We start from the raw sequence: 11119 nt of genomic DNA, 5'->3' as shown, positions 1-11119 counted from the left end.
TATTTATAACATTCAAATTAAAAGAGCCACGCGACAATTACTGCCTCGCTCTTTTAAAGCTTGATTGCCACTGCTGCTAAACTCCTTATTGTGTAAATAGATTTCGCCCGCTGACTTTCAGCGGGCTTTTTTTTATATTTCAGGTTTTAGTTTTATTAAATCCGGATACGCAAAAGAAAAAGAGAGTTCTTCACAAGTTATAGTGGCATCGACCACCTTAGAATCACGATCAAATGACGGCAAAAACTCAGGCTCAACTAAACCAGCCTTCTGTGCCATACAGGAGTAATATCTCTCACGAGTTGGATGACTTGGGGCCGCTAAATGGAAAACTTGATGCTTTGGCCACTGATCAATAATGCACCCTATCGCTTCGATACAATCAATTTGATGAATAAGGTTCACTCTATCCTTGCCATGCTCTAACCCGGCCCGTCCTGACAAGAACTTCACTGGATGACGATTTGGCCCAATCAAGCCAGCTAACCTCAAAACAACAGCATTCTCTCCCCACTCCGAAAGTAAGTGCTGCTCTAGTTGAGCATGTGCTTTGGACGACTTGGTATCAGGTTGTGCTTGAGTACTTTCCGTTATCTGTCCACAGGCAGATCCGTATACACCAGTGCTACTAATAAACAAAACGTGTTTACAGCCAGCTAATTTGGCATTTTGAGAAAGTAGTGAAACATTAGTGATAAAATCTTGATCTGCGCCTTGATGACGACCAGGTGCAATGTTAATGATCAAGATATCAGCATTCAAAAAATCAGTGATTTCATCCCGTCGTTGATGATTATCTAGATCATCAGGTAACGTTATCGCTACACCAGAAATCCCTTTTTTCTCTAGTGCTTGTGCCGCAATAGCTTGTTGTTTGCTTCCCCAAACGTCAATGCCTTTAGCTACCAGACTCACCGCAAGAGGAAAGCCTAGCCAGCCACATCCACAAATACTTACTTTCATAATCCCCCTCATTACGTGGTTTATAAGCACATATCACGATGTACCACCTGTCATTGAACGACTATCCGCATTTATTTCATCCTGTAAATTAATTCCCAATAGATGAAAATAAACAACAGAATTTGCCAAAATAGACGCCATAAACGCTATTTTTATAAAAAAGAATTTCATTTCTGAAAGGAAAAACTCGATCCCTGTCAAACTATAATAAAAAGTAAAAGCTATAGTCATGGATTTTGCTAGGAGCAGATCCATGAAAAGTAGTATAGTTTCATCAAAATGGCTTATATGTTGATGAAAGCCGATAACGAAATTCAGTAACGAGCGGTAACCGCCATGAATACCTTAGAGAAAATTCAAAAGAACTTAGATAATTTCAGTAAATCTGAACGCAAGGTTGCTGAAGTTATACTTACGTCACCACAAACCGCTATTCACTCAAGTATCGCTACGCTTGCTAAGATGGCAGATGTCAGTGAACCGACGGTCAACCGATTCTGTCGACGTTTGGACACCAAAGGCTTTCCTGACTTTAAACTACATTTAGCTCAAAGCTTGGCGAATGGTACGCCGTATGTAAACCGAAATGTCGAAGAGGATGATGGGCCAGATGCCTACACCTCAAAGATTTTCGAGTCAACGATGGCCTGTCTTGATGTCGCTAAGAATAGCCTTGACCCAATGCAGGTTAACCGTGCCGTTGATCTCTTAACCCAAGCAAAGAAAATTTCTTTCTTTGGTTTAGGTGCTTCAGCGTCTGTGGCCCATGATGCGCAAAATAAGTTCTTTCGCTTTAACATTCCGATAGTAAGCTTCGACGATATTGTCATGCAACGCATGAGTGTCATTAATTGCACAGATAATGACGTAGTCGTTATGATCTCACATACTGGCCGCACTAAAAGCCTAGTAGAAGTTGCCCGTATGGCACGAGAGAACGGTGCAACGGTTATCGGCATTACCGCAAAAGACTCCCCCCTTGATCGCGAATGTTCACTGTCTATTTGCCTTGATGTACCAGAAGATACTGATGTTTACATGCCAATGGCAAGCCGTGTGGTTCAAATGACCGTTATCGATGTACTGGCAACAGGTTTCACGCTTCGTCGCGGCTCAGGGTTTCGTGAAAACCTTAAACGCGTAAAAGAATCACTGAAAGATTCTCGCTTCTCTAAAGAAGGCATAATGTAATCATCTCAATACCTTTATTGTGATTGTTATAAAAGCACGGGCTCCTAACCCGTGCTTTTTAATATAGAGCCCCTTGCAATACTATATAACCTCGAATACTTAGTTAGGTTAGTACTTACTTCGTCACCTACACTTAAACGAAGGCACAATAATATAGCTTAGAAGCGATGAGTAGTTATTCTATTATCCCCACAATTTCCTTCAACAGCTGCAAAACTATTCAGTGTTTATGCTTGTAGTACGTATTTTTCTTACATTTTGTTGATGAAGAACAGCTTCTAATCCCGCTTGTTTGTAGTAATATTTCATACACACCCATGAAGCGCTGGCTAACATGCAATCGTTTCAATGGAAAATAATGATACAGATGGAGTTTCTAATGTCAGATAGGCTAAGACGTACTAAAATCGTAACTACTTTGGGTCCAGCTACCGATCGCGATAATAACCTTGAAAAAGTGATTGCTGCCGGTGCTAACGTAGTACGTATGAACTTCTCTCATGGTAGCCCTGAAGACCACATTCAGCGCACTCAGACTGTACGTGAAATCGCCGCAAAACTTGGTAAGCACGTTGCTATTCTTGGCGATTTGCAAGGCCCAAAAATCCGAGTTTCGACATTCAAAGACAACAAAATTCAACTTGCTATTGGTGATAAATTCACCCTAGACAGCGATCTTCCAAAAGGCGAAGGTAACCAGCAAGCTGTTGGTCTTGATTACAAAGAACTACCAAAAGACGTTGAAACAGGCGATGTATTATTGCTTGATGATGGGCGCGTTCAACTTCGTGTCACCGCCGTAGAAGGCAACAAAGTACACACTGAAGTCACAGTTGGTGGCCCACTTTCAAACAATAAAGGCATCAATAAGAAAGGCGGTGGCCTTTCTGCTGAAGCACTTACAGACAAAGATAAGGCTGATATCCTTACAGCTGCAAAAATGGGTGTTGACTACCTAGCAGTATCATTCCCACGTAATGGCGAGGACATGAAATATGCTCGTCGCCTTGCAACTGATGCAGGCCTAGAAGCAAAGTTAGTCGCAAAAGTTGAACGTGCAGAAGCCGTTGCAACAACAGAAGCAATGGATGACATCATCATGGCATCTGATGCTGTTATGGTAGCTCGTGGTGATCTTGGTGTTGAAATTGGTGACCCTGAGCTTGTTGGCGTTCAGAAAAAACTTATCCGTCGCGCGCGCAGCCTGAACCGTACTGTTATCACTGCAACGCAGATGATGGAATCAATGATCACCAGCCCGATGCCAACACGTGCAGAAGTAATGGATGTTGCTAACGCCGTGCTAGATGGTACCGATGCTGTAATGCTGTCAGCTGAAACCGCTGCGGGTGACTTCCCAGTTGAAACAGTTACTGCAATGGCAAGTGTTTGTGTTGGAGCGGAAAAAGAGCCAAGCATTAACGTTTCAAATCACCGTATTGCACGTACGTTTGAATCACCAGAAGAAACCATTGCAATGTCGACCATGTATGCTGCGAACCACATGGAAGGCGTTAAAGCGATGATAACGATGACAGAATCTGGTCGTACACCACTGATGATGTCTCGTATTTCATCTGGTTTACCAATTTTCGCAATGTCTCGCAACGAAAAGACACTAAACCGTGCTTCACTTTTCCGCGGTGTAACACCTATCTTTTTCGACCGCGATAGCGACGCTGGCCTAGCTGCTGCAAAACATGCCATTGTTGTGTTAAAAGAACAAGGCTACCTAGAGCAAGGTGACCTTGTTATTATCACTCAAGGCGATGTGATGGATACCATTGGTTCAACCAACAACATGCGAATTCTGACTGTAGAATAAGCAAAAAAAGCGTAACTCTCGTTACGCTTTTTGTTTATAACGGGGTTATGGGTATGTTCTATCGACCCGTACCCCGTTATCAAAATATAAAATCCTTACCGCATCACCACGCTTAAAGATCATACTTTGATCAACATCTTGAATGATATTGATTAATGACCCATCTTCCGCTTTTACCAGAATTTCCACTAATCGATAATTAATTGTTTTTTGCGTCGGCTGACGATTATGTGCAATACCCGCCCCAGCCACAGCACCCACAGCCGTTGCAACCTCACGACCAGTACCACCACCAAACTGATTACCAATAAGTCCACCAATTACACCACCTAATAAGGTTTCCCAGCCATTTTTCTGAGAATTAATGACCTCTTGATGCGTGATATATCGAACACTATCAATATCACCAAAAACAACCTGATTAACTGTTCTAGCCTGATTCCGGTTGTAAGGGGCGGCTGAAACGGCCAACGGTAAAATTAGCAATAACATTAACCACTTTCTCATCATATAATCCCCCTTTCTTTGTAAGTAACGCCACGATGGCGAACTATTTAAACTACATTTATTTTAATTATGGCTATTTATCTTCCGGAGCTTGATCCGGTCAGCACCGACTTCCCATCCACGTCAACAGCAATGGAAGATCCTAACGGTTTATTAGCGTTCGGTGGTGACTTACGCCCTGAGCGCCTACTTTCGGCTTATCGACAAGGTATCTTCCCGTGGTTCTCAGAAGGCGACCCCTTACTTTGGTGGAGTCCTGCACCAAGGGCTATCTTTACGCCTCATCAATTTAAACCCAGTAAAAGTTTAAAAAAGTTTTATCGTAAGTCAGGCTATCAAATCACACTGAACAATGCCTGTCACGAGGTAATCCGTTTATGTGCAGATACCCGTGGAGAAGATGAAACCTGGATAACAACTGACATGATAGAGGCTTACCAGCTCATGCACCGCCTTGGCTATTGCCACTCCGTTGAAGTTTGGAAAAATGAGCAGCTAGTCGGTGGGTTGTATGGTATTGGGGTCGGTACCGTCTTTTGTGGCGAATCCATGTTTTCACTGGCTGATAATGCATCGAAAATTGCATTATGGTTTTTCTGCCAGCACTTTACCGCATATGGAGGCACCTTGATTGATTGTCAAATAATGAATAATCATTTGGCCTCTCTGGGCGCAGAAGAAATAGACAGACAATCTTTTACTCAAGATCTTCATCGATACAGAGATGCCATACTAAACCTAGGGTGCTACCAACCGCAGGAATTGACACTAACGCCATCATGACCAGTTTTAATAAATTATCACTTCGCATCGGGTTAACGCCTGAGTCAGACTGTAATTACCTGCCTTCTGAACAGGAGCAGCTCGGGGTCGTAATGGATCACCAGTGGCTAACCCCTGCAGGGTATAGCGTCCTTTTAGCCTCTGGTTATCGCCGTAGCGGCCAAGCCGTATACAAGCCGATGTGTCAACACTGCCAAGCTTGTACCCCATTACGTGTTGACTGTGTAGCGTTTACACCGTCAAAAAGCCAAAAACGGCAACTGAACCAAGTTAAAAAGCTGCGTTGGGAATTTAAACGCACACTGGATGACAATTGGTATTCATTATATGAAAGGTACATTAGCCAACGCCACTCTGATGGCAGTATGTATCCCCCCAATAGAGAGCAATTTTTTGAGTTTTGCACAGCTCCTTGGATGTCGACATTATTTTTACATGCGTACGATGGCGATACGTTAATTGCAATTGCAGTAACAGACGTCTTTGATAACGCCATGAGTGCGGTCTATAGTTTTTTTGAACCTGAGCATACCCTATCACTCGGATCACTCTGCGTGCTTTACCAAATCCAGTATTGTCAGCAATCTGGTAGAAAATGGCTATATCCGGGCTACCAAATTGATAATTGCAAGGCAATGAACTACAAAGTACGCTTTAAACCTCATCAAAAATTATCAGAAAACGGTTGGGAAACGACCTGTTAGTCTAATAAAGGTGTAATTTTCACTGTCGCTCGCAACGAAATGAGATAAAATACGTTTTAATGCGTCACAGTTGCTGACAAAGCCCTATAGCAAGGGTAAAATTGCGGCCTAGACTTTACACTCAAACAGATTCAAGGCATTATCCAGCCCGATCAGACGAATGGCTGGTAGCCTAAGAGGATTCAATGGCAAAAGAAGACGTAATTGAAATGCAAGGTACTGTACTTGATACACTGCCTAACACTATGTTCCGCGTTGAGCTAGAAAACGGTCACGTTGTTACCGCTCACATCTCTGGTAAAATGCGTAAAAACTACATCCGTATTCTTACTGGTGACAAGGTAACTGTGGAACTGACTCCATACGACCTAACCAAAGGCCGTATCGTCTTCCGCGCCCGTTAATCTTGAATCAAGATTAAGAATACAAATAAAACCCGGCCTAGAGCCGGGTTTTATTTATCCTGCTGTATCTCATTTCATCGTTACCCCGCTAAGACCTATCTTCCGACTATTGAGCAAAAATTCTTATCGTCACCAGAAAAATGTTAATTTGCCACCGTCATGTTTTGATCGTCTAATCGCACTGCACCCATTAAGTCATCACAGCTAGACATGTCGAGGTGTAGTCGGCTTATAACAAGCCTCTTCTTTCTCTCATACCGTATATTTATCTACATCACGGTCGTTTGGGAATGACAATGAAACTATTTGCAATTCATTACCCCTCAGCACAACAACACTGTCCGTTGATACAACGAACGATAGCGTATCCATTCGTCTCGCAATTGGCTTAGCGGCTCTCCCCCAGCTCGTCATCGTCTTGTCAGAAGTAATTACGAGCCGAAAACACTATAAATTTTTTTACTCGGTGCCAACGGTCGTACCGCTGAGCTAAAGCACAGCTGTATCTCATTTTGACTGTCAGCACCCAATCACTATCGAGGAAAAGACATGAGTGATTGGTCTATCAATGATGCACGTGACGTCTACAATACCCCATATTGGGGACAAGGTTATTTTGATATCAATGGTAACGGTGAAGTCGTTGTCAAACCAGAAAGCCATAATCCTGATAACGCTGTTGTGCTTTCTCAATTAGCCGATGAGCTAATTGAACAAGGCGCATCACTACCTATTTTGGTAAGGTTTCCTGACATCTTGCAACATCGGGTTGATAGCCTTTGCTCAACCTTCAACCATGCGATTGAAAGTTATGGCTATACAGGCGAATACCTCGCGGTTTATCCAATAAAAGTAAACCAGCAAGAAGCGGTAGTGAGTGAGATCCTAAAAAGCCAGTATGCGAAACAACAACGTCAACTCGGTCTTGAGGCAGGCAGTAAGCCAGAGCTAATGGCTGTTCTGGCAATGGCACAAGAAGCCAGTTCAGTAATTGTATGTAATGGCTATAAAGATCGGGAATACATTCGATTAGCACTTATCGGTGAGAAGCTAGGGCATGAAGTCTATATCGTCCTAGAGAAGCTCTCTGAACTTGATTTAGTCTTGAAAGAGGCAGAGGCGTTAGGTGTAAAACCTCGATTAGGGTTACGCGCACGCTTGGCCTCGCAAGGCAAAGGGAAATGGCAAGCTAGCGGTGGCGAAAAATCTAAATTTGGCTTATCCGCAGCACAAGTACTCTCGGTAACAAGCCAGTTACGCCAGCACGGTATGCTAGATTGCCTCCAATTATTACATTTCCACCTTGGATCGCAAATTGCCAATATCCGTGATGTACGACAAGGGGTTAGTGAAGCGGGTCGTGTTTACGCTGAACTCAGCAAACTTGGCGCGATCATCACGACTGTCGATGTGGGTGGTGGGCTCGCCGTTGATTATGAGGGAACTCGTAGTCAAAGTAGCTGTTCAATGAACTACAGCTTACGTGAATATGCCAATAACGTTGTCGCGGCTTTAGGCGATGTATGCCGAGAGTATCACATCACTATGCCAAGGATTATCTCTGAATCAGGCCGCAACTTAACAGCGCATCATGCGGTATTAATTACCGATGTTGTCGGTGTAGAAAGCTACAAGCCTGAGTATGTTTATCCGCCAGCAGATAAATCGCCACAGGTACTGCACAATATGTGGAATTCATGGCTGGCCTTAAGTGAGCATGCAGACCACCGCTCTTTGGTTGAAATTTTCCATGACAACCAAAGTGATTTGGCAGAAGTACACACCCAATTTTCAATGGGTATGGTTAATTTTGAAGAACGCGCTTGGGCTGAGCAAGTTAGCTTACGTCTATGTCATGAACTAGAGAAACTGCTGGCAGCTAAGCACCGTGCCCACCGTCCATTACTGGACGAACTGCATGAGCGACTAGCAGATAAGTTCTTTGTGAACTTCTCGCTTTTTCAATCTTTACCAGATGCATGGGGAATTGATCAGGTCTTTCCAGTATTGCCACTGAGTAACCTAGACAAGGCACCAGATCGTCGCGCAATAATGCTCGATATCACCTGCGACTCAGATGGGGCAATCGATCAATACATAGAAGGCCAAGGTATTGAAAGTACGCTTGCGGTACCGGCTTGGACTGATGAAGCCCCCTACCGTATGGGTTTCTTTCTAGTTGGTGCATACCAAGAGATTCTAGGTGATATGCATAACCTCTTTGGTGATACCGATACTGCAATCGTCCGCTGTAAACCAGAAGGCGGCTATCACATCGACGCTATTGAACGAGGTGACAGTGTTGGTGATGTGCTTCGTTATGTTCACATCAGCCCTGAAAAGCTTTTGAACCAATATGAAAGCATGGTGATGCAACACTTACCAGAGCATGAGCACGCAAATATTCTCGGTGAACTGACTGAAGGATTAAGCGGGTATACCTATCTCGAAGATATTCGAACCAATAAGTAAATTTTCATTAACGCACCAACCCTTCAATAGTGAAGAAGGGTTGGTTACTACTATCGCAATAGACACGATACCGTTAATGCGATAATGGAGTTAACTATGGCAACACTCGCCACGCACCCTGATTATTCGCTATATGCCAATGCATTTGGCTTTTTACGTCAGCCACTAGAGTTTAATCCACTCGCCTCCAAGGCAGATGTTGTTATCACAGGCGTACCATTCGACATGGCGACAACGGGTCGCTCTGGTAGCCGAATGGGTCCAGGGGCAATTCGCCAGATTTCTACCAATCTGGCTTGGGAAGGACGACGCTGGCCATGGCCTTTCACCCTTAGCGATAAAATCACAATGGCCGACTGCGGAGACTTAGTTTTTGACAGCGGTGATGCAGGCCAAATGTGCGAACGCCTTGAACATCACGCGACAAGCTTGATTGAGCAAGGGAAAGCCCTACTGACTTTCGGCGGCGATCACTTTGTTACTCTGCCCTTGCTTAGAGCACATGCAAAACATTACGGTGAAATGGCATTGATCCACTTTGATGCGCATACCGATACGTATGACATGGGTAGCCAATATGATCATGGAACCATGTTCTACCACGCACCGAATGAAGGCTTAATTGATCCCAAACACTCAGTACAAATTGGTATCCGTACCGATTATGATAACAAACAGGGCTTTAATGTTCTGGATGCAGCAACTACGAATGATTGGCCAGTTCAACAAATTGTCGAGACAATTAAAGCCACCGTCGGCACTCGTCCAGTGTATTTAACGTTTGATATCGACTGCCTAGACCCAGCCTATGCACCCGGTACAGGTACACCTGTTTGTGGCGGTATTTCATCAGACAAGGCACTAAAGATCATTCGAGGCTTACAAGGAATTAATTTGGTGGGTATGGATGTAGTCGAAGTCGCCCCAGCCTATGATCACGCCGATATTACGGCTTTAGCTGCAGCAACAATTGCAACCGAGTTACTTCATCTTTGGGCAAGCCAGCACTGATCAACCGCAAAAAAAATTAAGTCGGGGGCCACACGGCCTCCACCTTCTAACGCTACGTATAACAACCTGGTCCGCGATATCATGTCGACGTACTATCACGCTGAGGCTGCTATTTTTTCGAGAACGACTCAAAACTCCGTAAAAAAGCTTCCATTATCACACTCATTTTCTCTCCTTTTTGCATCGCAAGAGCAAGCTGTAAATCATAGCTAAAAGACGACTCAGACAACGCTTTCATCTCACCAAGATTTACCCAATTCTCAGCGTAACGCCGAGGAAGATACCCCACATAGCGCCCCGACATTATCATAAATGCCAGCCCCTCAGACAAATATGAGAATGCTGTCGGAGATGGTAATTTTTGGACCAGTTTACTTTTAGTATCAGGGGAATAACAGCCTTGGGCATAATTCGTCAACGTTAAGTCATCAACCAAAACACTCTGTTTTGTATACAGTATACTTTTTTGGCCACAGTACAGATCGATAGTCACAGGAAAGTGTACCAACACTCGTAGGCTCGATTTGAGTTCAGAAAAGGCTCCGATTCCCAAATGAATAGACCCATCCATCAGCTCTTTTTCAATTTCGTCATTCGACATCACTTTAATACAAATATGGACATCGGGATAAAGTGTTGAGAATTGGTGGATCACTTCAGGCACACGAGTACTCGGAGACATCGTCGAATTATCCAAGACGCCAACTCTTAATTCACCAGTTAGCGTTCCACCAGCATGTGCCACATTATTGTTAAACTTCTCTAACGCGCTAAAAAGATGGCAGGCTTCTTCATAAACCATTTGCCCGCTTTGGGTTAACGAAAACCCCGCCCGCCCTCGATTACATAGTTTCATCCCTAACCGAGTTTCCAAATCTTGGATATATGTACTAATGCTCGATAGTGCTATATTCAATGACACTTGCGCTTGTGTAAAACCGCCATGCTCAACCACGGCAATAAATACACTTAGCAATCTAATATCGACATTATTCGATTTTCCGATTGAATACCCGATTTGATTTTGCATTCCCCCAACTCCCCCTAACCGCAAAATGTTAAATCCAAGTTAACTACCAACATTAATCTTATCTATAAAATTCTCAACCACTATTTTTAAAAAATCTACAAATCCTGAACTTTTCTATTTTTATGGTTAAACAGAGAAGAAATCCCCATCGTTTCTCACCACGCCGCCACACAAGCAAATTAAGTGACTGAAAATAAAGAACAAAGCAAGCCAATCAATAAATGAATGC

At 43.6% G+C, this 11119-nt stretch carries 10 protein-coding genes; 7 read left to right on the top strand and 3 right to left on the bottom strand.

All coding sequences use genetic code 11. The annotated features are described in order from the left end of the window. Positions 1–132: 132 nt before the first annotated feature. A complete protein-coding gene (locus L4D09_RS27820; RefSeq protein ID WP_428460786.1) occupies positions 133–963 on the bottom strand; it encodes an NAD-dependent epimerase/dehydratase family protein in 831 nt (276 codons plus the stop codon). 336 nt (positions 964–1299) lie between these two features. Between L4D09_RS27820 and L4D09_RS27815 the strand changes: the two genes are divergently transcribed. Together L4D09_RS27815 and pyk are read left to right on the top strand one after the other, a co-directional pair. Then, complete coding sequence (locus tag L4D09_RS27815; protein WP_428460785.1) at positions 1300–2154, top strand: MurR/RpiR family transcriptional regulator; 855 nt, start codon at positions 1300–1302, stop codon at positions 2152–2154. A 379-nt stretch (positions 2155–2533) separates the two neighbouring features. Further along, complete coding sequence (gene pyk / locus L4D09_RS27810) at positions 2534–3979, top strand: pyruvate kinase (RefSeq protein ID WP_428460784.1); 1446 nt, start codon at positions 2534–2536, stop codon at positions 3977–3979. 45 nt (positions 3980–4024) lie between these two features. On the opposite strand, the gene L4D09_RS27805 is transcribed toward pyk, so the two are convergent. Then, positions 4025–4486: a glycine zipper 2TM domain-containing protein gene (locus L4D09_RS27805; protein WP_428460787.1), complete on the bottom strand. Its 462-nt coding sequence runs from the start codon at positions 4484–4486 to the stop codon at positions 4025–4027. 69 nt (positions 4487–4555) lie between these two features. Between L4D09_RS27805 and aat the strand changes: the two genes are divergently transcribed. From aat to speB, 5 genes are all read left to right on the top strand, one after another. Continuing rightward, positions 4556–5269 (top strand): leucyl/phenylalanyl-tRNA--protein transferase, encoded by a 714-nt coding sequence (gene aat / locus L4D09_RS27800; protein ID WP_428460783.1) that lies wholly within the window; start codon positions 4556–4558, stop codon positions 5267–5269. Then, positions 5266–5973: an arginyltransferase gene (locus L4D09_RS27795; RefSeq protein WP_428460782.1), complete on the top strand. Its 708-nt coding sequence runs from the start codon at positions 5266–5268 to the stop codon at positions 5971–5973. The genes aat and L4D09_RS27795 overlap by 4 nt, the downstream gene beginning before the upstream one ends. 185 nt (positions 5974–6158) lie before the next feature. Next, positions 6159–6377 carry a translation initiation factor IF-1 gene (infA, locus tag L4D09_RS27790; RefSeq protein WP_005298441.1) on the top strand — a complete coding sequence of 73 codons (219 nt, stop codon included), beginning with the start codon at positions 6159–6161 and terminating at the stop codon, positions 6375–6377. Positions 6378–6926: 549 nt separating this feature from the next. Beyond that, positions 6927–8849, top strand: coding sequence for a biosynthetic arginine decarboxylase (gene speA / locus L4D09_RS27785; RefSeq protein WP_428460781.1), 1923 nt, complete (start codon positions 6927–6929; stop codon positions 8847–8849). Positions 8850–8945: 96 nt separating this feature from the next. Further along, on the top strand, positions 8946–9860 hold the full coding sequence (speB, locus tag L4D09_RS27780; protein WP_428460780.1) for an agmatinase: 915 nt from the start codon (positions 8946–8948) through the stop codon (positions 9858–9860). Between the two features lie 109 nt (positions 9861–9969). On the opposite strand, the gene L4D09_RS27775 is transcribed toward speB, so the two are convergent. Then, positions 9970–10890 carry a LysR family transcriptional regulator gene (locus L4D09_RS27775; RefSeq protein ID WP_428460779.1) on the bottom strand — a complete coding sequence of 307 codons (921 nt, stop codon included), beginning with the start codon at positions 10888–10890 and terminating at the stop codon, positions 9970–9972. Positions 10891–11119 lie beyond the last annotated feature (229 nt).

Origin of the sequence: Photobacterium makurazakiensis, assembly GCF_050336715.1 — a bacterium.
GTDB lineage: Bacteria > Pseudomonadota > Gammaproteobacteria > Enterobacterales > Vibrionaceae > Photobacterium > Photobacterium makurazakiensis.
The sequence above is the reverse complement of the archived record's forward strand: the minus strand, read 5'-3'. Positions and strand labels throughout refer to the sequence as shown.

Bases quoted from the DNA above. Each gene is read 5' to 3' on its own strand.
- L4D09_RS27815 (WP_428460785.1), top strand. From the start codon at position 1,300: ATGAATACCTTAGAGAAAATTCAAAAGAACTTAGATAATTTCAGTAAA.
- aat (WP_428460783.1), top strand. From the start codon at position 4,556: ATGGCTATTTATCTTCCGGAGCTTGATCCGGTCAGCACCGACTTCCCA.
- L4D09_RS27820 (WP_428460786.1), bottom strand. From the start codon at position 963: ATGAAAGTAAGTATTTGTGGATGTGGCTGGCTAGGCTTTCCTCTTGCG.
- L4D09_RS27805 (WP_428460787.1), bottom strand. From the start codon at position 4,486: ATGAGAAAGTGGTTAATGTTATTGCTAATTTTACCGTTGGCCGTTTCA.
- speA (WP_428460781.1), top strand. From the start codon at position 6,927: ATGAGTGATTGGTCTATCAATGATGCACGTGACGTCTACAATACCCCA.
- infA (WP_005298441.1), top strand. From the start codon at position 6,159: ATGGCAAAAGAAGACGTAATTGAAATGCAAGGTACTGTACTTGATACA.
- L4D09_RS27775 (WP_428460779.1), bottom strand. From the start codon at position 10,890: ATGCAAAATCAAATCGGGTATTCAATCGGAAAATCGAATAATGTCGAT.
- speB (WP_428460780.1), top strand. From the start codon at position 8,946: ATGGCAACACTCGCCACGCACCCTGATTATTCGCTATATGCCAATGCA.
- L4D09_RS27795 (WP_428460782.1), top strand. From the start codon at position 5,266: ATGACCAGTTTTAATAAATTATCACTTCGCATCGGGTTAACGCCTGAG.
- pyk (WP_428460784.1), top strand. From the start codon at position 2,534: ATGTCAGATAGGCTAAGACGTACTAAAATCGTAACTACTTTGGGTCCA.